The 22,687-nt window shown below is 39.9% G+C and carries 17 protein-coding genes and 1 pseudogene; 14 read left to right on the forward strand and 4 right to left on the reverse strand.

The annotated features are described in order from the left end of the window. Window positions 1-61: 61 nt before the first annotated feature. On the forward strand, window positions 62-1,255 hold the full coding sequence (locus BXY_RS13565; protein WP_008642836.1) for a TlpA disulfide reductase family protein: 1,194 nt from the start codon (window positions 62-64) through the stop codon (window positions 1,253-1,255). A gap of 120 nt (window positions 1,256-1,375) precedes the next feature. Here BXY_RS13565 and BXY_RS13570 read toward each other — a convergent pair whose 3' ends face one another. After that, on the reverse strand, window positions 1,376-2,443 hold the full coding sequence (locus tag BXY_RS13570; RefSeq protein ID WP_008642838.1) for a M20 family metallo-hydrolase: 1,068 nt from the start codon (window positions 2,441-2,443) through the stop codon (window positions 1,376-1,378). A 244-nt stretch (window positions 2,444-2,687) separates the two neighbouring features. Between BXY_RS13570 and BXY_RS13575 the strand changes: the two genes are divergently transcribed. From BXY_RS13575 to BXY_RS13610, 8 genes are all read left to right on the forward strand, one after another. Then, window positions 2,688-3,233 (forward strand): RNA polymerase sigma-70 factor, encoded by a 546-nt coding sequence (locus BXY_RS13575; protein ID WP_008642840.1) that lies wholly within the window; start codon window positions 2,688-2,690, stop codon window positions 3,231-3,233. Window positions 3,234-3,285: 52 nt separating this feature from the next. After that, a complete protein-coding gene (locus BXY_RS13580; protein WP_004309565.1) occupies window positions 3,286-4,275 on the forward strand; it encodes a FecR family protein in 990 nt (329 codons plus the stop codon). Between the two features lie 183 nt (window positions 4,276-4,458). Next, on the forward strand, window positions 4,459-7,740 hold the full coding sequence (locus tag BXY_RS13585) for a SusC/RagA family TonB-linked outer membrane protein (RefSeq protein WP_004309566.1): 3,282 nt from the start codon (window positions 4,459-4,461) through the stop codon (window positions 7,738-7,740). Window positions 7,741-7,765: 25 nt separating this feature from the next. Beyond that, entirely contained in the window at window positions 7,766-9,325 is a 1,560-nt protein-coding gene (locus tag BXY_RS13590) for a SusD/RagB family nutrient-binding outer membrane lipoprotein (RefSeq protein WP_004313866.1), read from the forward strand. Between the two features lie 27 nt (window positions 9,326-9,352). Beyond that, complete coding sequence (locus BXY_RS13595) at window positions 9,353-10,471, forward strand: glycoside hydrolase family 18 (protein WP_009039751.1); 1,119 nt, start codon at window positions 9,353-9,355, stop codon at window positions 10,469-10,471. A 17-nt stretch (window positions 10,472-10,488) separates the two neighbouring features. Further along, the gene (locus BXY_RS13600) at window positions 10,489-11,661 is read left to right on the forward strand and encodes a DUF1735 and LamG domain-containing protein (protein WP_009039752.1); all 1,173 of its coding nucleotides are present in this window, start codon (window positions 10,489-10,491) and stop codon (window positions 11,659-11,661) included. Window positions 11,662-11,685: 24 nt separating this feature from the next. After that, window positions 11,686-12,699 (forward strand): discoidin/SUN/FTP domain-containing protein, encoded by a 1,014-nt coding sequence (locus tag BXY_RS13605; RefSeq protein ID WP_009039753.1) that lies wholly within the window; start codon window positions 11,686-11,688, stop codon window positions 12,697-12,699. A gap of 222 nt (window positions 12,700-12,921) precedes the next feature. Continuing rightward, window positions 12,922-14,736 (forward strand): AMP-dependent synthetase/ligase, encoded by a 1,815-nt coding sequence (locus BXY_RS13610; RefSeq protein ID WP_015532200.1) that lies wholly within the window; start codon window positions 12,922-12,924, stop codon window positions 14,734-14,736. Window positions 14,737-14,975: 239 nt separating this feature from the next. Here BXY_RS13610 and BXY_RS13615 read toward each other — a convergent pair. Further along, window positions 14,976-15,302, reverse strand: a pseudogene (locus BXY_RS13615) (insulinase family protein); the annotation flags it as partial. Window positions 15,303-15,573: 271 nt separating this feature from the next. Here BXY_RS13615 and prfB point away from each other — a divergent pair. From prfB to BXY_RS13635, 5 genes are all read left to right on the forward strand, one after another. Beyond that, window positions 15,574-16,690, forward strand: a protein-coding gene (prfB, locus tag BXY_RS13620) for a peptide chain release factor 2 (protein WP_117683141.1) whose coding sequence is annotated in 2 segments (ribosomal slippage) — window positions 15,574-15,636 and window positions 15,638-16,690 — 1,116 coding nt in all. Because the reading frame shifts where the segments join, the coding sequence is not laid out codon by codon here. An 84-nt stretch (window positions 16,691-16,774) separates the two neighbouring features. Beyond that, window positions 16,775-16,909 carry a hypothetical protein gene (locus BXY_RS23735; protein ID WP_004299554.1) on the forward strand — a complete coding sequence of 45 codons (135 nt, stop codon included), beginning with the start codon at window positions 16,775-16,777 and terminating at the stop codon, window positions 16,907-16,909. Between the two features lie 235 nt (window positions 16,910-17,144). Beyond that, window positions 17,145-18,197 carry a porin gene (locus BXY_RS13625; RefSeq protein WP_008770408.1) on the forward strand — a complete coding sequence of 351 codons (1,053 nt, stop codon included), beginning with the start codon at window positions 17,145-17,147 and terminating at the stop codon, window positions 18,195-18,197. 111 nt (window positions 18,198-18,308) lie between these two features. Further along, on the forward strand, window positions 18,309-18,776 hold the full coding sequence (locus BXY_RS13630) for a CYTH domain-containing protein (RefSeq protein WP_004305204.1): 468 nt from the start codon (window positions 18,309-18,311) through the stop codon (window positions 18,774-18,776). Between the two features lie 58 nt (window positions 18,777-18,834). After that, window positions 18,835-20,127 carry an MgtC/SapB family protein gene (locus BXY_RS13635; protein ID WP_008776007.1) on the forward strand — a complete coding sequence of 431 codons (1,293 nt, stop codon included), beginning with the start codon at window positions 18,835-18,837 and terminating at the stop codon, window positions 20,125-20,127. 218 nt (window positions 20,128-20,345) lie between these two features. Here the strand turns inward: BXY_RS13635 and BXY_RS13640 are convergent, their stop codons facing one another. Together BXY_RS13640 and BXY_RS13645 are read right to left on the reverse strand one after the other, a co-directional pair. Next, window positions 20,346-21,497, reverse strand: coding sequence for a DNA/RNA non-specific endonuclease (locus BXY_RS13640; protein WP_015532203.1), 1,152 nt, complete (start codon window positions 21,495-21,497; stop codon window positions 20,346-20,348). Further along, window positions 21,494-22,519 carry an endonuclease/exonuclease/phosphatase family protein gene (locus BXY_RS13645; RefSeq protein ID WP_015532204.1) on the reverse strand — a complete coding sequence of 342 codons (1,026 nt, stop codon included), beginning with the start codon at window positions 22,517-22,519 and terminating at the stop codon, window positions 21,494-21,496. Before BXY_RS13645 ends, BXY_RS13640 begins: the two co-directional genes overlap by 4 nt. Window positions 22,520-22,687 lie beyond the last annotated feature (168 nt).

The following is a 22,687-nucleotide window of genomic DNA, read 5'->3' on the forward strand; positions in this document are numbered from 1 at the left end:
AAATGATAATAGCAGGTATTGAACATGAGTGTTTACTGTTTTTGATATAAATTTATTCTATATGAGAAATCGAATTATGATTTTATGCACTTTTTGTGCTATTGCTATATTTTCTTCTGCCCAAGAGAAATTCTCTATCCAAGGTATTGCTAATGAGGAATTGAATAATCAGTTGTTGTATTTGTGTCTGATGGATGATGGAGAAAAAGCCAAAGAAGTCGTTCTCGACAGTGCAAAAGTGAAAAAGGGAAAGTTCTCTTTTTCTGGTGTACGTCAGACACCGAATATTGCACTTATTAAGGATAGGGATGGAGAAACTTATCCGTTGATTCTCGAAAAAGGAAAGATTGTGATCAATCTTACCACGAGGACCGTAGGAGGTACGCCGCTGAATGATACTTTGGATGTGGCTTGGAAAGGAATGCAGTCGGTGATAAATAATAACAAACAAATAGTGAAAAGTAATATTTCACTTGTCATGAGCCAAAAATCTGGAGAGAGTTTTAGAGAAGCACTGAAACGGGATACTGCATTTGCTGCAATATGGCGGAGAAATGTGGAGATAGATTTGGCACAGAGGGATTCGATTCGCGCTTTTGTAGAAGAACACCAAAACAGTTTGGTGGGAGTATTTCTGTTATCTTTAAAAGAAGTGTCTATATATCACAGTCTATTGGAAGATATGATGAGCGAGGCTTCTTCTGTGTTTGCGCAGCATGTATTGGTGAAAGATAAATTAGAAAAAATGAGGCAAATGGCCCGGCGTTTTGAGGCCGAGCGTGAAAAGAAAATGACTCCGGAGGAGCGTGAAGAACAAAAGAAACGGCAGGCAATGGACGCTAAGATAAAGATTGGCGAACGTTTTCCGAACGCTAAGGTGAAAGACAATGCTGGAGAGATAAAACAGTTGTCCGACTATGTAGGTAAGGGGAAGTATGTGTTAATAGACTTTTGGGCTTCATGGTGCGGTCCGTGCCGGAATGAAATGCCCAATGTGAAAGCTGCTTATGAGAAATATGCTTCTAAGGGATTTGAGGTGATTAGTATCTCTATAGATAAGAAACAGAAAGCTTGGAGGACTGCTATTGAAGAACTCGGAATGAACTGGACACAAGTATTGAATGTGGATGCTGCTGATGTATATGGTATTTATGCAATACCCAAAACTTTTCTTGTAGATCCGGAGGGCATTGTTGTTGCAAAAGATTTAAGAAGTAAGAAGCTGGAAAAGACATTGTTTAATCTGTTGGAATGATTGTTGTATTATAGTATCGTGATTTGCTAATCTGGATGAATTTGTTCGTATTGGTGGACAATTCATACCTGCCGTGACAGTTATATCGGATTTCTTACAGCAAGTATGAATAGCTATGGCTTAAATCAGAAGCCCGTCCAATAGCTCTAAATAAAGTCCAATAGCTTCTTCTATTTCTTTTAACATGATATATTCTTCTGCCGTGTGTGAGCGTGACGAACGGCCCGGACCTATTTTCACTGATGGAAAGGACATTAGTGCCTGGTCGGACAATGTTGGAGAACCAAAAGGAACGCGTCCTAGCTTCACAGCTTTTTGAACAAACGGATGTTTCTCGTCGATTCGTGAAGAATTGAGACGGAATGAACGAGCTTGGGCTTCACAGGAAATATGCTTTTTGATTTCAGCAAACAATTCTTCATTTGAGTAAAGCTCGTTACTCCGGACATCGACGATGAAAGTACATTTATCGGGAATCACATTGTGTTGTGTACCGGCATTGATAACAGTGACACTCATCTTCACGGGACCCAACAAGGGTGATTCTTTCTCAAAACGATAGTCACGGAACCAAGCTATGTCGTCTAACACCTTGTAAATTGCATTGTCTCCTTCGTTACGTGCTGCGTGGCCTGCTTTACCTGTTGCGGTCACATCTAGTACCATTAATCCCTTCTCGGCAATGGCAGGTTGCATTTCTGTAGGTTCTCCTACGATAGCGAATGAGACTGGAGGAAGTCCCGGCAATACACTTTCAATTCCGTTTTTTCCTGAGACTTCTTCTTCACAAGAGGCTAGATAAATCAGATTGTATTTTTGCGAAGTACGACATAGTTGCAGGAACACCTGTAATAACGAAACAACGCTGGCACCGGCATCGTTACTTCCTAATCCATATAACTTACCGTTTTCTTCACGTGGAGTGAACGGATCTTTCCGCCAACCGTTAACCGGTTTCACTGTGTCTATGTGGGAGTTAAGTAAAATAGTCGGCTTCTTCAGATCAAACATCGGACTAAAGCACCACACATTATTTCCTTTACGTCCCGTCTGCATACCTGCCATTTCAATATAGTTTTGCAGGAAATCCGCAGCCTGGGTTTCTTCCCGACTGATTGAAGGAATACTAATCAGTGATTTAAGCAGGCTTACAGCCTCTGTTGTCATATACGGAATATCATATTTCATAGTGCAAATCTTTTATCTATACCTTAATCTTTGCACAAAGATAGTCGTTTTGCACAGTTGTTTCAAATAAAAATAATGAATTAATTCTTATCTATTGATTATTAGTTGCTTAGGTCCGGAAAACTATTGAAATCTTTCTTTTTTTGATTCTTTTCTTATGAAAAAGGTTGTTGATAAATTATTTAATAATTAACTTTGTTGAAGGGTTTTATATTTTACTTGTTAATCTTAATGGATATACATGATGATTATCACACGAATGGAAGATAAAGTTCTTCGTTTTAAAAAGTTTTTTGATCTGAATTTCCCCAAAGTAAAAACTTTCGCATGGCAATTGTTAAAATCAGAAGAAGATGCAGAAGATATAGCTCAAGATATATTTGTTAAGCTATGGGAGAAACCGGATTTATGGTTAGAACGTGAAAAATTGGATAGTTATTTATATACAGTTGTACGAAACCATATCTATAATTTTTTGAAGCATAAGGCTGTTGAATATGACTACTTGGATGTTGCAGCAGAAAAAATGCGAATGGCGGAACTGGGATTGCCTACGCCGGATGATGAATTTTGTGCTCATGAACTTGAGCTTTTTGTTCAGATGGCTCTTGAACGCATGCCGGAACAGCGCAGGCGTGTTTTTTTAATGAGCAGAGAGGAAGGGATGACTTCACCGGAAATTGCTGAGAAGTTGAATGTTTCGGTTCGTACAGTTGAGCAACATATCTATAAAGCCCTTCAAGATCTAAAAAAAATCATTTTATTTTTATTTTTTTTCTATTTAGACTAAGTATGTATGTCTGGCAAGTTGTCTCTTATATGTAACACTTGATTTGGTATAGATGAAAAGTAAATTGGAAAAACAGCTACGCTCTTTTATTGACTTTGATTATTCAAAGCGGACAATCGACAGATTTCATCGTTGGATGATTAGTCCTGATTCTGCAGAAGAGAAAGAAATGGCGCTTCATAATTTATGGTTTAAGACGAAAGGAAAGTTTGGACACGGTATGGAGCATTCGTTTCAGCAGGTATTGGATAAAATCGGCATTGAATATACTCCAATGGTTACAAATGTAAATCGTTGGAAGTTGTGGAAATCTGTTGCGGCAGCTGCTGTTATCGTCATTCTGTCTGTGACAACTACTTTGTGGGTAAGTTATAATCATTTTGACAGGGACAATATCGCAATGGTGGAACATTATGTGAATAATGGGGCCAGAGAGACAATCAGTCTTCCGGACGGAACTACCGTATGTCTGAATTCTGGTTCATATGTATTTTATCCTGAAAATCTGGAGGGCAAGACCCGAACGGTTTATCTGATGGGAGAAGCCGAATTTAAAGTGGCAAAAAATCCGGAGAAACCTTTCATTGTGCGATCATCAAATATGGCAATAACTGCCTTGGGAACAGAGTTTAATGTGAAAGCTTATCCGGAAGAAGATATAATAACCACTTCTTTGATCGAAGGGAAAGTACGAGTGGACTGTAATGATACGATTAGTTATGTTTTAACTCCCGGATATCAGGTTGTGTATAATAAATGTACAGCTGACTGCCAAGTGCTGACTGCCAACATGAAAGATGTAACGGCATGGCAACGAGGGGAAATTGTATTTAATAAAGCCACAATTGCTGAAATTATACAGACATTGGAGCGTCATTTTGGAATTATGTTTTATGTTTCTACGAAGAAACGTAATCAGGATCGCTACAACTTTGTGTTTAAAGAAAATGCAGGGCTGGAAGAAGTTTTGGAAGTGATGCAAGTGGTTGTCGGCCAATTTGATTATCGTTTGAAAGACAATGCCTGCCATATAATTTGGTAATGAATATTTTTCTTATTATTTAACGCTCAATTTACTCCGCCTATGTAGAAAAATATCCGGAGAAGGCCCCACCTACTCCGGATATGAAATAAGTTTAGTATTAAAATGGTGTAAAAAATAGTTTACTACCTTTGTTTGACTTGAGAAAATATTATGATTTTAACACTAAAACGCTGCTAAGATATGAATTTATATCTGAAAAACATTAGAAAAAGTATATTAATAATTTGTCTGCTATTAGTAGGGTCAGCGATTTATGCTCAGAATAGTAGTAAAATAACAATAAAAAGAAAAAATATTTCACTACAGGAAGCATTGGCTGAAGTCAGGAAGTTAACCCACATGTCTATTTCTTATAATGATTCTCAACTTCCTGTGAATAGAATATCTTTAGATATTGAAAAACAACCTTTGGAGCAAGCTTTGAAAGTAATTCTTAAAGGAACAGGTTTTACATATTTGATAAAAGATAATTATATAATGATTGTGCCGGAACAAAATATCAAAAAGGCTAAAAGCAGAAATATATCCGGCAATGTTGTAGATGCGAAAGGAGAACCGTTAATCGGAGTTACAGTGATTGAAAAAGGAACAACTAACGGTGCGGTGACCGATTTGGATGGCAATTATAAAATAACAACTAAGACTGCAACGCCTGTTCTTGTTTTTTCATACGTAGGTTATCAGACAAAAGAGACTCATGCTACAGAAAATATTGTCAATATTGTTTTGGAGGATGGAGCTCAGGAACTGGGGGAAGTGGTCGTTACGGCTTTAGGAATTAAGCGTTCAGAGAAAGCATTAAGTTATAATGTTCAGAAAGTGGGCAATGATGCTGTCACTACTGTGAAGAGTGCCAATTTCATGAATTCATTGTCCGGTAAGGTTGCAGGAGTGAATATCAATGCTTCCTCAGCTGGTATGGGCGGCGCTGCCCGTGTGGTGATGCGTGGTCCGAAGTCTATCAGCCAAAGTAATCAGGCTCTTTATGTTATTGATGGTATTCCTGTGACTGGTAGAAGCCAGGGAGAATTGAAGGGGGATGCAATGATGTATGCGAATCAGCCGGGGACAGAAAGTATTGCGGATGTCAATCCGGAAGATATCGAGTCTATTTCGGTGCTTAGCGGACCGGCTGCTGCCGCTCTTTACGGTTCGGCTGCTGCTCAGGGAGTGGTTATGATTACTACTAAGAAGGGGCAAGAAGGAAAAGTGTCCGTCACGATTTCTAATAGTTCACAGTTTGCCAATCCATTTGTAATGCCAAAGTTTCAGGACCAATATGTGAATCGTCCGGGGGAGATAAAAACTTGGGGAGATAAAGCTACTTCGGAATTCGGTACTTATGAACCGGCTGATTTCTTTAATACGGGTACTAATATTCAAAACAATATTTCACTGACAGCAGGTACTAGCAAGAATCAGACATATCTTTCTGTGGGTACGACGAATGCACAAGGGATTATTCCTAATAACTCATATGATCGGTATAATTTTACGTTTCGTAATACCACCTCATTCTTGAATGATAAGATGACTTGTGATTTTAACTTTAATTATATTCGTGAGAAAGATAAAAATCTGATGGCTCAAGGTCAGTGGTTTAACCCTTTGACTTCTCTTTATCTTTTCCCGAGGGGAGAAAGTTTTGATGCAATCCGTACATTTGAGGTATATGATCCTGTTCGTAAGATATATGTGCAAAATTGGAACTATGGAGATGCTCTTAAGATGCAGAATCCTTATTGGGTGGCAAACCGTATGAATCGCACTAATGACCGGAATCGTTATATGGTGAGTGCCAGCCTGAAATATGAAATATTAGACTGGCTGAATGTTACCGGGCGTTTGCGCTGGGATGATGCTGCCACTAAGCAGGAAGATAAACGGTATGCCTCTACATTAAAGTTGTTTGCACCTTCCGATTACGGTTTTTATGGCTATGATAAGATTAATGATCAGACATTGTATGGAGACTTGATGCTTAATATCAATAAGACATTAGGGGAGAATTTTAGCATTTCTTCTAATATGGGTGCTTCATTTTCCCGTTTGAAATATGATGTTACCGGTTTTCAGGGAGGTCTGAAAGCTCCTTCTAATGTGTTTACGCCGAATGCTATAGATTATGGAAACGCAACCAATGACAATCGTCCTATTTTTGAGAGCTACAAACATTATATCAATTCAATGTTTATCAGTGCCGAGTTGGGGTATAGAAGTATGCTTTACTTGACTCTGACCGGTCGTAATGATTGGGACTCAGCTTTGCATGGAACCGCACAAACATCATTCTTCTATCCTTCTGTAGGGGTATCTGCGGTTATTTCGGAAATGGCGAAGATGCCACAAATGATTAATTATTTGAAAGTACGTGCTTCGTGGGCGTCTGTCGGTTCGGCCATTGAGCCTAATCTGTCATCGGCATGGAGGTATGAATATAATCCCGCTTTGGGAACTTATAAAACAGTAACTTACAAATTTCCGAAGAAATTTTATCCGGAACGTACGGATTCATGGGAGGCAGGTGTCACTGCACGCTTGTTTGGAAATGCTTTGTCTGTTGACTTGACTGTTTACCAATCCAATACACGCAAACAGACATTGTTGCGGGATGTTACGTCTGGAGCTGCAGGTTTTAATAAGGAATATATTCAAACAGGTAATATCAGGAATCGTGGATTGGAATTATCGGTGGGATATACTAAATCCTGGGCGGATTTTACATGGAGCTCTTCATTGGCTTACAGTATGAACCGTAACAAAATAGTAGAACTGTTGGAGAATCCTAATGAGGTGGTAAGGCAGGCAGGACTTAGTGGTTGCGGAGTAGTCCTGAAAAAAGGTGGTGGTATGGGCGATATTTATACATATACTGACTTTAAGCGTGATGCTGAGGGGAATATCGCTCTTGATTCCAACGGGAATGTGATGCAGACCAACTTGTCCAATCCACAATACCGGGGTTCGGTATTGCCTAAAGGCAATCTTGGTTTTTCAAATGATTTTTCATGGAAAGGTGTGAATCTGGGATTTGTCCTGACTGCGCGCCTGGGAGGTATATGTATGTCACAGACACAGGCTATTCTGGATGAGTATGGCGTTTCAGCGGTGAGTGCTGAAGCACGAAATAATGGTGGTATAGCAGTAAATACCGGAAAAATCTCAGCCGAAGGATATTATGCGGTAGTAGGTGGAGACAATCCTATATGGTCCGAATATATTTACAGTGCGACCAATGTACGTTTACAGGAAGCTCATATTAGCTATACTTTACCTAGAAAATGGTTGAAGAGTAAAGAACTGACCTTGGGAGTGACTGCCAATAATCTGTTTATGATATACAGGAAGGCTCCGTTTGATCCGGAATCAACTGCGTCAACAGGGACTTATTATCAAGGGTTTGATTATTTTATGCAGCCAAGTTTGCGTACCCTGGGATTCAACATCAAATTGAAACTTTGATATTAACTTAAAAAAAAGAAAGATGATGAAGAAAATAAATATAGTGAGAAGTTGGTTGATCGGTTCATTTGTTCTATTCGGGATTACCTCTTGTACTGCGGGGTTTGAGGATGCTAACCGTCCGGGACATGAGACTTCGTTGGAAGAGCTTGGACGAGACGACTATGCGGTTTCCTCTTTTATCACAGAGTTGCAGAACTTTGCTTTTCCTGAACAGGAGAATACTTATCAAAATACGGAAGATCTTATTGGTAATTATTTGGGGCGTTACATGACTTATGTGAAGCCGGATTTTTCGGTGAAGAATTATACTTGTTTTAATGCATCGGACGATTGGAAAATCGTACCGTGGCGGGACGTGTTTGCCAAAGCGACGTCTTCATTTAATGCTGTGGCTGTCCTCACACAAGAAGAGGGCCCCATGTATGCATTGGCATTAATTTTACGTGCGCAGTTAATGTTGCGTTTTACTGATACATACGGTCCTCTTCCTATTGGGGTGGAAGAAGATGCCAATGCTTATTCTTCTCAAGAGAAAGTGTATAGCCATCTCATAGAGACTCTGGATAAAGCAATTTCCATCATAACTCCTTTGGTGGAGACGAATCCGGGATTGGTTTTGAAAGCGGATGCGGATAAGGTGTATGGAGGTAAAATGAATCAATGGTGTAAATTTGCAAACTCGTTGAAGTTGCGTATGGCCATCCGCATGCGATTTGTCAATCAGGATGAAGCTCAGCGAATTGCTGTGGAAGCGTATAAAGCGGGAGTTATTGAACAGAACGAGGACAATTGCGCTATAACATATATTCCCAATGGACAGTATAAGACTTCTGTCGACTGGGGAGACAGTCGTGCCTGTGCCGATTTGGAAAGTTATATGAATGGTTTTGGCGACCCGCGTATTTATCAGTATTTTAAAAATACGGAAGAATATGGTAGACGTTCGGTTGTGGGTTGCCGTGCAGGTGCCAACGTGACCAATAAGGACCTTGCTATGAAAAAATATTCTGCTGCCAATATTGAGGAAGACTCAAGGGGAATGTGGATGACGGCTGCCGAGATGACATTTTGCCGGGCTGAAGGTGCGATGTTAGGTTGGGATATGGGAGGAACTCCCGGTGCGCTTTATAATCAGGCGGTTCGTTTGTCGTTTGAACAATGGGGGGTGGCCGGCCAGGAATATTACTACTTGGAAAATTCGGAAAACACACAAGAGTATTATTATGATGCTGCGGATGGATATGGAGGCAATCATGCACCTGTCAGTACAATCACGGTGAAGTGGGATGATAATGATTCCCCCGAAAGAAAAATGGAAAGGCTGATTGTACAGAAATGGATTGCTTTGTTTCCTGATGGTCAGGAAGGATGGAATGAAATACGTCGTACCGGTTATCCTTGCGTATTTCCTGTGGCTCAGTCCACCAATGGATACGATCTGGATGTGCCGAATCGTATTCCGTTTGATCCGAGAGAGATGAATGGCAATAATCAGGAAAATTATCGGAAAGCTGTTGAAATGTTAGGCGGGAAAGATGATTATGCTGCAAGGATGTGGTGGCAAAATGGCGGTAACAAGTAAGAAATCTAAATGTAAAAAGCTATAAAAATGAAACGATTATATAAATATTTCTTTGGAATTTTAGGAATATCATTTGCTTTGACGGCCTGTGATGATTGGTTGGATACGGAAATTAAAGATCCTGCGAATCTGACTATATCTAATAAGGATGAGGCTTATTATGCCCGTCTGCGTGAATATAAAAAGAGTGATCATCCGGTTGCGTTCGGATGGTATGGTAACTGGACGGGAACCGGTGCCTCTTATGAGAATTCCTTAAAAGGATTGCCGGATAGTGTAGATTTTGTGTCATTGTGGGGAAACTGGAAGAATCCGTCACCTGCTATGATGGAAGATTTACGTTATGTGCAAGAAAAAAAGGGAACGAAGGTATTGTTCTGTTTCCTGGTGCTTGATATTGGCGACCAGATTACACCGCCGATGCCACAGGAGGAAATAGACAATGGTACATCTATAGAAGACTGGAGACATAAGTTTTGGGGGTGGGACTATTCACTGGAGAATCGGTTGGTTGCAGTGGAGAAATATGCGAACGCCTTGTGTGATACGATCGAAAAGTATAATTATGATGGGTTCGATTTCGATGCTGAACCGAATGTACAGCATCCGTTTCCTACCAATAAGGAACTTTGGCAAAATAACGGTCAAGTAATCGCGAAGTTTGTGGAAACGATGTCGAAGAGAGTCGGCCCGAAGTCTGGTACGGGAAAAATGCTGGTTGTGGATGGTGAACCGGATGCACTGCCTGCTGAGCTGTTTCACCATTTTGATTATCTGATTCTGCAAACGTATACAACTTATTATAAGCAAGACAACAGTCGGCTGGATGCTCGCTTCGACAAACAGTATGCCCACTTTAAAGATGTGGCGACAGCTGGAGAGATTGCGAAAAAGATTATTATCTGTGAGAATTTTGAGGATCATGCCAAGACTGGTGGGGCGGCTTTTATACTTCCTGACGGCACGGAGATAAATTCACTTAGTGGTTTTGCTTATTGGAATCCGTCGGTTGGTGGCATACAATATCGCAAAGGCGGTGTAGGAACTTACCATATGGAATATGAGTATAAAGTGAATGCACAAGGGAGCGAAACTTATCCGGCGTTGCGTAAAGCCATACAAATTCAGAATCCAAGTATTAAGTAAATAAAAACGAATAAAAAATGAACAGATATTTATTAAAACAAAATATAATCGGACTATTATTCTTTACATGTCTGTTTGTCGGTTGTGATAATGCCGAATATTCGGTGTTACATAATCAGGCCTATATTTCACAAACTGGTACGAATCCGAATACTGCATTAAAAGTGTTTATTGATCAAGATTTGGTGACAGCCAATTTGAATGTGCGTCTTTCCGATCCGGCAGAGAAAGACTATAACTTTGAGTTTGTGGAAGATGCTGAATTATTGGCAAAGTATAATGAAGTTAATTATACATCCTATAAATTTCTTCCTGCCGAACAGTATAATTTTAAGGGGAAAGAGGCTGTGATAAAGCAGGGGGAGGTTCTTTCGGAATCGTCAGGATTGGAAATTCTTCCCTTGACGCAGGAAATGAAAGATAGCGGAAATAAATACGCCATTGCTTTGACACTTCAGAGTAAAGATGGCGCGGCAGAGGTCTTGAAACCTGGAAGTACTATACTTTATTTACTTGATCCGGCCATTGTGACTTCAGTCCCGGTTTTCAACTCTAGACATAATGCTACTTTCAGTTTGGTTGAAGATTTATCTTTAAGTGAATGGACTTTAGAGTTCTGTGTCAATATGAGCAAACTTGGGAAGAAGGTTGGGGAATTGAATAATCAGGCCCTTTTTGATGGTTCAAGCAGTTTGGGCGAATCGGATGGGCAGATTTATACTCGTTTTGGTGATGCCCCCATTGAAGGAAATCGTTTGCAGATAAAGACTCAGGGCTTACAGATGAACAGTGCAACGTTGTTTGAAGAGAATAAATGGTATCAGATAGCTTGGGTGTGTACAAGCAGCAAGTTGTATCTGTATGTTGACGGAAAATTGGATAATTCGATAGATGTACCGGGTAAAGTGACCAATCTCAGTAAAACGAAATGTAAAATTGGAAATGCCGAATATTTGAAAGCAGATGTTCAGATGAGCGAATTCCGCTTATGGAAGCGGGCTTTATCTCAGCGGGAAATAGCCAACAACTTGTATGCGACCGATCCTCATTCCAATGCATTGTTTGCTTATTTTAAATTCAATGAAGGAAAAGGTGACAGGTTTACCGATGCTACAGGAAATGGAAATGAGGCATGGTGTAATGATCCTGTTGAATGGAGAGATAATGTTCGCCTCAATGCTAACAATTAAATAATGTATTATAACTGAAATATCATGAAATCAATAAAGAAGAATATCATAACTTCGATGGTATTGCTTTTGCCATTGTGGTTTGTTGCATGTGAAAGTGAACGGGAAGTGGGAAGCACTCTTTTCCCGGAAGGAAACAGTGGTGACATTGTCAAAGCATTTATTGACAACCGTTGTTTTTATCCCAAGAATTATATGGAATCTACAGTTGTGCAGGCAGGAAACGGAGGGGATTTGATTGCGGGTTCCGAACAGGTGGATCTCCGGGTGCAATTGACCAATGCTGCTCCCCAGGATTTGTTTTTTTCGATGAAAGTGGAGAATTCGGTATCGGATGCTGGAGAGGATGACGTAACATGGTTGGGAGAAGACGCAATCTCCTTTCTGAATCAAACGGTTACCATCAAAAAGGGAGAACTTGAAAGTGGGGAGATGATATCCTTCACGCTTGATGAGGAATCTGGTTCACTTAAGGAACTTGCTGAGAGTGGAATGGTGGCTTTGTCTTTGGTAACTACTGATGCAGTTGAGATAAGTGAAAATTATAGTACATATTTATGGAAAGTGAATAAGGAAATCACGAATATAGATGTGAATGGTAGTTTGAAAGATAAAACAATGATTGATGTTACTTCTTATGATGTGATTGGAGGATATGGCCTTCCTACACAAGATTTAAGTGATGATGACATGAACACATTCCTAATGAGTTATATTGACTATCCAAATGCTAAAATACCATTTCATATGCATGAGCCTCAGGAAATTATAGGGCTTTCAATTACTCCTGCTGGTTATTGGGGAGCATGGAATTTGGATTATTCAAAAGTGGAATTATTAGGTGGGGATGATCCGGATAATTTGACGCGCATAGGTATAGCGACATGCACAACAGGGATGCCTTCTGATCATACTCCTTGGGAAATAGCTTTTTATTCGCCTGTAAAACTGCGATATCTGACAGTGCATGTACTGGATAATTTCTCTAATGGTGAGTCTGTGAATGCATTATGTGCTGAAATACGATTGTATCGATAGGAGTTAGGGAATATGATTATTTTTCCTAATTTACAGTAGAGTGTAATTTATACTATGCCGGTAAAGATGAAGTATACTTTGCTGGCATAGTTTGGTTTATAATCGTTTGGTTTTTATTGCCAAATATCTGATTCATAATGTTCGTTGCAAAACTCTTGGATTAATGTTGCCTAAATGAAGTAAAACCAATACCTTTGTACCATATTTACTAATACAAAGAGTATGACTTATCATCATTTATCTGTCCTGGTCCATCGTCAGGCCGAAAAATATGGCGACAAGGTAGCCTTAAAATACCGTGACTATGAGACAGCTCAATGGATTCCTATTTCATGGAAGCAGTTCTCCGGATCAGTACGGCAAGCAGCTAATGCTTTCGTGGCATTGGGAGTAGAAGAACAAGAGAATATCGGTATATTTTCACAAAATAAACCCGAATGGTTCTATGTCGACTTTGGCGCGTTTGCCAATCGGGCTGTTACTATTCCGTTTTATGCAACGAGTTCACCTGCGCAGGCGCAATATATCATTAATGATGCGCAGATTCGTTTCCTTTTTGTAGGCGAGCAATACCAGTATGATGCTGCTTTCAGCATCTTTGGTTTCTGTACCTCTCTGCAACAACTGATTATTTTTGACCGTTCGGTAGTGAAAGATCCCCGCGACGTATCGTCTATCTATTTTGATGAGTTTATGGCGATGGGAGAGGGATTACCTCACAATGATACGGTAGAAGAGCGTACCGAACGGGCTTCATACGATGACTTGGCAAACATTCTCTATACATCCGGCACAACGGGTGAACCGAAGGGCGTCATGCTTCATCATTCCTGTTATCTGGAACAGTTTCATACACACGATGACCGTTTGACGACCATGTCGGATAAGGATGTATCTATGAACTTCCTCCCCTTGACACACGTGTTTGAGAAAGCATGGTGTTATCTCTGTATTCATAAAGGAGTGCAGATTTGTATCAATCTCCGTCCGGCGGATATTCAGACAACGATTAAGGAAATTCGTCCGACACTGATGTGTAGTGTTCCCCGTTTCTGGGAGAAAGTATATGCAGGTGTACAGGAGAAAATTAACGAAACAGCAGGGTTGAAGAAAGCACTGATGCTGGATGCTATCCGGGTAGGTAGAATCCATAATCTGGATTATCTGCGTTTGGGTAAGACTCCTCCGGTGATGAATCAACTGAAATATAAATTCTACGAAAAGACAATCTACTCTCTACTGAAAAAAACAATCGGTATTGAGAACGGTAACTTTTTCCCGACTGCCGGTGCTGCCGTTCCCGATGAAATCAATGAATTTGTCCATTCGGTAGGAATCAATATGGTGGTAGGATATGGTTTGACGGAATCGACGGCCACTGTATCTTGTACATTGCCGGTTGGCTATGATATCGGTTCAGTAGGTGTTGTACTTCCGGGAATTGAAGTGAAAATCGGTGAAGACAATGAAATTCTTCTTCGGGGAAAGACGATTACCAAAGGTTATTATAAGAAAGCAGAAGCTACAGCTGCTGCCATTGAACCCGATGGCTGGTTCCATACAGGTGATGCCGGTTACTTTAAAAATGGCCAGCTTTTCCTGACGGAACGCATTAAAGACCTGTTCAAAACATCGAACGGTAAATATGTTGCTCCGCAAGCTTTGGAAACGAAATTGGTTATTGACCGTTATATTGACCAGATTGCCATTATTGCCGATCAGCGTAAGTTTGTTTCCGCTCTGATTGTTCCTGTATATGGGTTTGTGAAAGAGTATGCGGAAGAAAAAGGCATTAAATACAAAGATATGGAGGAACTGTTGAAACATCCGAAGATTGTAGGATTGTTCCGTGCACGGATTGATACACTCCAACAGCAGTTTGCACACTATGAGCAAATCAAACGTTTCACTCTGCTTCCCGAACCGTTCAGTATGGAACGTGGAGAACTGACTAATACGTTGAAATTGAAACGGTCGGTAGTTGCCAAGAATTATAGTGAGCAGATTGAAAAGATGTACGAAGAAAATGAGAAATAAGAGATGGACGGTGAACGTTAAATATGAAACGGTAAACCGTAAACGATAAGTCGCAAACAATAAAACGGTGAACAAAATCTGTGCAATTGGCAGAGTTGTTCACCGTTTATTATTTATAAGTACATCTCCCTAATTAGTTTGTATTGTTTTCATTTTTACAAATTCCTTATAAAGAAAAACTTCTTGATTTTGATAGTATAAACTTATTTAGAGGACAGACTTAGTTTATTCGTTCCTTTTTAGTATCCGAAAATCTGCTCCTGCGTCAATTCTTCAATAAGACCTACAGCTTTCAGCTTATCCAGTTCCAAATCCTTCTTATCTCCCAGAATGCAATAAACATACGTGCGTCCTTTTACCCATTGCTTTTGGAAATCGGCAATGTCTTTCAGCGTCATGTTCTGTATATCATTGTAGAGCTTGATACGTGGGTCTACGTTTTGGCCTAGGTCCTGTGCATTGATATAACTCCAGATGATGTCACCTTTGATGATACGTTTGGTACGCAGGCGGTTCGTTAATCCGTCTTTAGCCAGTTTGAATGCAGCCTCCGATTCCGGCATATTCTCATTCAGTCCGGAGAGTACGACATACGTACGTTCGTTGCCCGGAGATACGTAGAAAGTACAAGCCAAGCGATAGAATTCACTTTTCAGTTCCTCCGGTGTCATGTCCGAAGTACCCAGATATTATGTCAGGAAGAGTGACAAGCAAGAAAGTTTCAATAGTTTGTTCATAATATGACAACATTTTAATAACAAAAACAAAGGTAGCAGATTTTTGCTTATCTTTGTCCCCCGATATCTGAATTTTGTAAATAATAAAATTGTAAATCAAATGATTACTATTGAACAACTTAAAGACGTGAAAGAGCGCACTGATGCGTTGAGGAGGTATCTTTGACATCGACGGGAAGAAAATTCAAGTCGAAGAAGAGCAATTAAGAACACAAGCTCCGGGATTTTGGGATGACCAGAAGAAGGCCGAAGCTCAAATGAAATTGGTGAAAGACCTGCAAAAGTGGATTGAAGGCTACAACGAACTCAAGACATTGGCAGATGAACTTGAACTGGCATTTGATTTCTATAAAGAAGAACTGGTGACCGAGGAAGATGTGGACGCTGCTTACGCCAAAGCTAGTGAAGCGGTAGAGGCACTCGAACTCAAAAATATGCTTCGTGACGAAGCCGACCAGATGGATTGTGTGTTGAAAATCAATTCAGGTGCCGGTGGTACGGAAAGTCAGGACTGGGCTTCTATGCTGATGCGTATGTATCTGCGTTATGCCGAGACCAACGGTTATAAAGCTACCATTGCCAACCTTCAGGAAGGTGACGAAGCCGGAATCAAAACCTGTACTATCAATATTGAAGGTGATTTTGCATACGGTTATTTGAAGGGAGAGAACGGTGTGCACCGCCTGGTTCGTGTTTCTCCGTACAATGCGCAAGGTAAACGTATGACTTCCTTTGCTTCTGTATTCGTTACTCCGCTGGTGGATGACAGTATCGAGGTAAATATTTTGCCTGCCAACATCTCTTGGGATACATTCCGAAGCGGTGGTGCCGGTGGACAGAATGTAAATAAGGTAGAATCCGGTGTCCGTTTGCGTTATCAATACAAAGATCCTTATACCGGTGAGGAAGAAGAAATTCTGATTGAAAATACCGAAACCCGTGACCAGCCGAAGAACCGTGAGAATGCAATGCGTCAACTACGTTCCATCTTGTATGATAAGGAATTGCAGCATCGTATGGCAGAACAGGCGAAAGTGGAAGCCGGTAAGAAGAAGATCGAGTGGGGTTCACAGATCCGTAGCTACGTATTTGATGACCGTCGCGTGAAAGATCATCGTACCAACTATCAGACTTCGGATGTGAACGGTGTGATGGATGGCAAAATAGATGGCTTTATCAAAGCTTATCTGATGGAGTTTTCTTCACAAGAATCATAAAAAATAAAATTAGCAAGAATTATTTTTGGAAAGTTAATAGATTTGTACTTACTTTGTTAGCGTTGAACTTTAAAGCTAACTATTATGGGTAAGGTGAAGAAAAAAGTAGCAATTAGTAAGAAAGAAGAAGAACAAGCCCAGAAGGTTGTCAAAATAGTGTTCGTCTCATTAATTATTTTGGCATTGATTATGCTGATCGCATTTTCCTTTTTCGGCTGATAAGTTCGCCACAAATTATACGGTTAACCCAGATTGTTTGGTTATTGATAGGATGAATATCAAATCCGATCTGTGTTAATCTGCGTAATTTGTGGCGAACTCTTTGTTTTGTAATGCATTTGTGTTCTCTGTAATATAAATGTAACTTTTCTGTCATTTTCCCGTAGTTAATTTGTCATCTCCGTGTATCCTCACAGTTGTACTTTTGCCGTGAATTTAGTAGCAGACAACTGAAATGAGTAGAATCAGAACAACCGTCGTTATGCTTTTGCTGGCGACAATGGCCTTTGGACAGGCAAAAGAAGATGCAGGGGATGGTAAGATGCTGGATAAACAGACCATGGAGTTTAAGGATTATCTGCCGGAGATTCACGGAACAATCCGGGGAAAGTACGAATACCAGACAGAAACAAGTGAAAGCCGTTTTGAAGTACGTAATGCACGCTTCAGTGTTTCGGGAAATGTGCATCCGATAGTTGCTTATAAAGCGGAAATCGACCTTTCCGATGAAGGCTCTATCAAGATGCTTGATGCGTATGCACGTGTTTTTCCGGTGAAAGACCTGAATTTTACGATCGGTCAGATGCGCGTTCCTTTCACGATAGATGCTCACCGCTCACCACATCAGCAGTATTTTGCCAACCGTTCATTCATTGCCAAGCAAGTAGGAAATGTGCGTGATGTCGGTTTGACGGCTGGTTATACGAATAAAGACGGTTTCCCATTTATTCTTGAAGGGGGATTGTTTAACGGCTCCGGTCTGACAAATCAGAAAGAATGGCATAAAACGCTGAATTACTCCATAAAAGCGCAGTTACTGCCTAATAAGAACTGGAATCTGACACTTAGCACCCAAATGATAAAACCGGAAAATGTGCGGATTAATATGTACGATGCCGGTGTCTATTATCAGAATGACCGTTTTCATATTGAGGCGGAATATTTATATAAAATGTACGGTCACGAAGCATTTAAAGATGTTCATGCGGTGAATAGTTTTATTAATTACGATTTACCATTAAAGAAAGTATTCAATAAAATCTCCTTCCTGGCTCGCTATGATATGATGACCGATCATAGTGATGGTAAGATGGATGAAACGACAAAAGCTTTGATTATAAATGATTATGCCCGACATCGTGTGACAGGCGGAATCACATTAAGTCTTTCCAAAGCTTTCATTGCCGACCTCCGACTGAACTTCGAGAAATATTTCTATAAGAACTCCGGCGTTCCAAAAGAATCGGAACGGGACAAAATCGTGATTGAGTTCATGACGAGATTCTGAAATAAATAGAGACTTGAAAATTGAGAATTAAGAATTGTAGTTTTCTGATACATGATGTGAGGTATCAAACTATCATTTTTTAATTCTCAATTTTTAATTTATCTTTGTGCCATGGCACAGGAAATAGAACGTAAATTTTTAGTTATCGGTGAATTCAAGTCTTCGGCTTTTGCGCAGAGTCATATTGTGCAGGGGTATATCAGTAGTGCTCGCGGGCGTACTGTCCGGGTTCGTATTCGGGATGAAAAAGGTTATCTGACAATAAAGGGAGCTTCTAATGCTTCCGGTACCAGTCGTTATGAATGGGAAAAGGAGCTGGCCTTATCAGAAGCAGAAGAATTGATGAGGCTTTGCGAACCGGGGATTATTGACAAGACCCGTTATTTGGTACGTAGTGGCAAACATGTATTTGAAGTCGACGAGTTTTATGGTGAGAATGAAGGACTTATTGTGGCAGAAGTAGAGTTGGAATCGGAAGATGAGGCTTTTGTAAAACCCGACTTTATCGGTGAGGAGGTAACGGGCGACATACGCTACTATAACTCACAGCTAATGAAAAAACCGTATAAAACGTGGTGAGCGTTAACAAATAAACCGTATATTTGTTCTTATATAAAAAAGAGAGCAGTATATGGATATGGAACAGTTGTACAGTTATGTGCCGCGTGAATTGGTTACTTTTGTTTTAGTAACCTTGTTTTCTTTATTAATCGGACTTTCGCAACGTCGAATCAGTCTGAAGCGTGAGGGGGAAACTACTCTTTTCGGAACCGACCGCACTTTTACCTTTATTGGTATACTGGGTTACTTGCTTTATATCTTAGACCCTACGGATATGCGTCTGTTTATGGGAGGTGGAGCGGTATTGGGATTGCTGTTGGGATTAAACTATTATGTAAAGCAATCACAATTTCATGTTTTTGGTGTAACTACCATCATTATTGCCCTGATTACTTATTGTATGGCTCCTATCGTAGCTACCCAACCTTCCTGGTTTTATGTTATGGTAGTTGTGACTGTGCTTCTGCTGACTGAACTCAAACATACTTTTACGGAGTTTGCGCAACGGATGAAGAATGATGAAATGATTACGTTAGCCAAGTTCTTGGCTATCAGCGGTATCATATTACCGATGCTTCCGCATAAGAATCTGATTCCGGATATTAATCTTACTCCTTATTCTATCTGGTTGGCAACGGTAGTAGTATCCGGCATTTCCTATCTCTCTTATCTATTAAAAAGGTATGTATTCCATGAATCCGGAACGTTAGTTTCCGGTATTATTGGTGGATTATACAGCAGTACGGCTACGATCTCGGTACTTGCCCGTAAAAGCCGAAAAGCCTCTGAACAGGAAGCTACTGATTATGTTGCTGCCATGCTGCTGGCTGTCAGCATGATGTTTCTGCGATTTATGATACTGATACTTATTTTCAGTAGAGAAATCTTCCTGTCTATTTATCCGTATCTGTTGACTATGGCGGTGGTGGCGGCTATTGTTGCCTGGTTTATCCACTCCCGACAAAAACGACCGGAAGACCAGCCTGCTGAAACAGAAGAGGATGATAGTAGCAACCCGTTGGAATTTAAAGTTGCTTTGATTTTTGCCGTACTCTTTGTGATATTCACTTTCTTAACTCACTATACGTTAGTGTATGCGGGCACAGGCGGATTAAATCTCTTGTCTTTTGTTTCCGGTTTTAGTGATATAACTCCTTTTATATTAAACTTGTTGCAAAATACAGGCAGTGTGGCTGCATTGATAATTACTGCTTGTAGTATGCAGGCTATCATTAGCAATATAATGGTAAATATGTTCTATGCTTTATTCTTTGCAGGGAAGGGGAGTAAACTTCGTCCTTGGATTTTGGGAGGATTCGGTGTGGTAATTGCTTGTAATCTCGTTTTGTTGCTGTTCTTTTATATTTAAGAAAAGGGAGCAATTGATCGTTTTTCATTGGTCCAATTCAAGTAATTTACTATTTTATCGAATATAATAGATAAAATAGATGTGTTTTTATCGACTATACTCGATAAAGTGAAATGGATAAAAAATGAAGAGTAAATATCATTAAAAAGAAAATTTACTCTTCATTTAAATTCAAAGTGAGATATTTGTTGAATATCTTTAAGTAGTGGTATGACTTGTTACCATTTCCAGTTGTCTTTACTCTTTTCTACGTCTTTTTCTATGTCGGAAGGAAGATTAGGGAAAAAATCAATATCCGTATTAGCTTCTAACTCGTCTATAGTAACCTCATATTTAGAAAAGGGTTCTTTACTATTATAAGATTTATGCTCAAACCAATACCCTATGGCAGAATATTTTCCATCTTTAAGGGATAACAGTGCCATAAAATAGTATTTGGGAACGGCTATATTATGAGAGCCATCAGATATATATTTTAGTATCTGGTCATCCCTAATTGTTCCCCCTTTTACTACATATAATGTATCTTTTGAATTAGTAATGCTATAGCCTTTACTTTGAACTTGTCTTTCTAAATTTAGCCAAATACCTCCGTTGAATCCATCTTGAATTTGTGGACTCATATTTGACATGTAGAATGTTTTTTTGTTGGCTGCTACTGAATATTGTCTGTCTTCGGAAGCTATTAAATGTCCTCTACTGTAGTTAGAACCAGAAAAAGCTTTTTCTCCAAGTCTGTATGCTGGAGGTAATGAAAGATCTTCTGTAAAGTTCTCATTTCTTCCTGCATCTTTGTCAGAAGTGGCAGTGCTAAAAGTGCATGCGACCCAACGAGAATGCATTTTGTTACAATCATACTCATAGCTATAAGTAATAATCTCTTTGTTATTCTCTTTAGTAGTGTGCGTGATGAACTTATACATATTTCCAGAACGCAAAGCTGGAATTTCAATCCTCCCTGCATATCCCGAAGGTTTTTCCGGGTCTGGATCCGGATTTGAGCCATTGCCTGCTAATTGTTTGAGTGCAAACTCTGCTTTTTCTTTCCCCGCTATGATTGTAATAATGACACTTCGTTCAGCTCCGGTATTTGCTTTCATATATCCACTGATAGAGCCATTTCCATTGCCCGATGCTCTACTCAATGTACACCAAGTCTCACTGCTTGAAGCCTGCCATGTGCCATCAGCTTTTACACGGATGATAAATCCGCCTCCATTTGCATTGATTTGCGTTTGGTCAATAGAGGCAATTCCTTGATTGGTATTGCCCGGATTGTCCGGAAGGTCAGGCGAATCCTGTTCACTACATGAGATTGCAGTGCTACAGGTTATGAATAGGATGAATAGTCTAAATAATGCTTTTGTCATTTCACTTCTTTGATTAGATAAATAATAGTAGGCAAGTGATCGCTATATCCGTTTAGCCATACACCACCTGCTTGCGTCCGTTTAGGATAACCTTTGTATTTCCCCTCTTTTTGGAACATAAAATCACGGCAGAAGATTTCATGTTTATAGAATTTCAGTGTACTACGGTCAGTGCCCAACAAATTCCCGGTGAATACAATTTGATCGAACAAATTCCATTTGCCTTTGTACATCAGAGTTCCGTATCCTTTTTTCAAAGTATCCCACCAAGGATTGTACAAGTCCGTAGGTCCTACATCAGCAGGTTTCCGTTTAGCTCCAAGCGCTACAGCCATACTTTTATCCATCGGGTCGTCATTCATGTCTCCCATAATGACAATTTTGGCTGCGGAGTCTTCCTTTAACAGTGAGTCTTTGATCGCTCTAACCTGCTCCCCTGCGCGTTCACGCGCCGGAGAAGTAGCTGCTCTCGAAGGCCAGTGATTGACGATAAAGTGCATTTTCTCACCTGCGATATTACCGCTGGCAATCAGGAAACCACGTGTCTTATGCACCGTATCATTGATATATACATAAGGTACGAGTTTACTATTTGTCAGTTCAAACAATTTGGGATTATAGAAGAAAGCACAGTCCACACCACGTTGGTCTGCTCCTTCGTAGTGAACATATTGGTACCCTCTGTCCGCTAAAGCAGGTTGTTTCAGTATGTCCTCCAATACTCTGTAATTTTCGATTTCAGAAACGCCGATAATGGCGGGACCCATTGGTAACTTGTCGGTACTTAACATACTTAATATTTCCGACATGTTTTTCAGCTTAGCCTTATACTTCATCGTATTCCACTGATTAGTACCGTTAGGAAGATACTCGTAGTCATTCTTACCTTCATCATGAATGGTGTCAAACAAATTCTCCATATTGTAGAACGCTACACTGTAGAGGGCAAATTTCTTTTCTTGTCCGTAGGCCATGAGGACAAAAAGAGCGAGTACACCTAAAGTCATTAAGCTTTTTTTCATCTTTAAAATTGATTTTAAAAGTGGGTAATTTGTCATTTGTATGACAAATATCTAAAAAGAAAACGGAAAAACCACCCTTGCTAGTTACTTTTTTTGCAAAAAACATTGTTATATATAAAATTCTTTGTTATTTTGCGTAACAACATATTTCTTTTATGTTGCAAAATG

The sequence above is a fragment of the Bacteroides xylanisolvens XB1A genome, from assembly GCF_000210075.1.
Lineage (GTDB): Bacteria > Bacteroidota > Bacteroidia > Bacteroidales > Bacteroidaceae > Bacteroides > Bacteroides xylanisolvens.

Coding starts and splice junctions, on each gene's coding strand:
- BXY_RS13610 (WP_015532200.1), top strand. CDS start 12,922: ATGACTTATCATCATTTATCTGTCCTGGTCCATCGTCAGGCCGAAAAA.
- BXY_RS13645 (WP_015532204.1), bottom strand. CDS start 22,519: ATGAAAAAAAGCTTAATGACTTTAGGTGTACTCGCTCTTTTTGTCCTC.
- BXY_RS13635 (WP_008776007.1), top strand. CDS start 18,835: ATGGAACAGTTGTACAGTTATGTGCCGCGTGAATTGGTTACTTTTGTT.
- BXY_RS13590 (WP_004313866.1), top strand. CDS start 7,766: ATGAAGAAAATAAATATAGTGAGAAGTTGGTTGATCGGTTCATTTGTT.
- BXY_RS13565 (WP_008642836.1), top strand. CDS start 62: ATGAGAAATCGAATTATGATTTTATGCACTTTTTGTGCTATTGCTATA.
- BXY_RS13570 (WP_008642838.1), bottom strand. CDS start 2,443: ATGAAATATGATATTCCGTATATGACAACAGAGGCTGTAAGCCTGCTT.
- BXY_RS13585 (WP_004309566.1), top strand. CDS start 4,459: ATGAATTTATATCTGAAAAACATTAGAAAAAGTATATTAATAATTTGT.
- BXY_RS13625 (WP_008770408.1), top strand. CDS start 17,145: ATGAGTAGAATCAGAACAACCGTCGTTATGCTTTTGCTGGCGACAATG.
- BXY_RS13575 (WP_008642840.1), top strand. CDS start 2,688: ATGATTATCACACGAATGGAAGATAAAGTTCTTCGTTTTAAAAAGTTT.
- BXY_RS13595 (WP_009039751.1), top strand. CDS start 9,353: ATGAAACGATTATATAAATATTTCTTTGGAATTTTAGGAATATCATTT.
- BXY_RS13605 (WP_009039753.1), top strand. CDS start 11,686: ATGAAATCAATAAAGAAGAATATCATAACTTCGATGGTATTGCTTTTG.
- BXY_RS13600 (WP_009039752.1), top strand. CDS start 10,489: ATGAACAGATATTTATTAAAACAAAATATAATCGGACTATTATTCTTT.
- BXY_RS13630 (WP_004305204.1), top strand. CDS start 18,309: ATGGCACAGGAAATAGAACGTAAATTTTTAGTTATCGGTGAATTCAAG.
- BXY_RS23735 (WP_004299554.1), top strand. CDS start 16,775: ATGGGTAAGGTGAAGAAAAAAGTAGCAATTAGTAAGAAAGAAGAAGAA.
- BXY_RS13580 (WP_004309565.1), top strand. CDS start 3,286: ATGAAAAGTAAATTGGAAAAACAGCTACGCTCTTTTATTGACTTTGAT.
- BXY_RS13640 (WP_015532203.1), bottom strand. CDS start 21,497: ATGACAAAAGCATTATTTAGACTATTCATCCTATTCATAACCTGTAGC.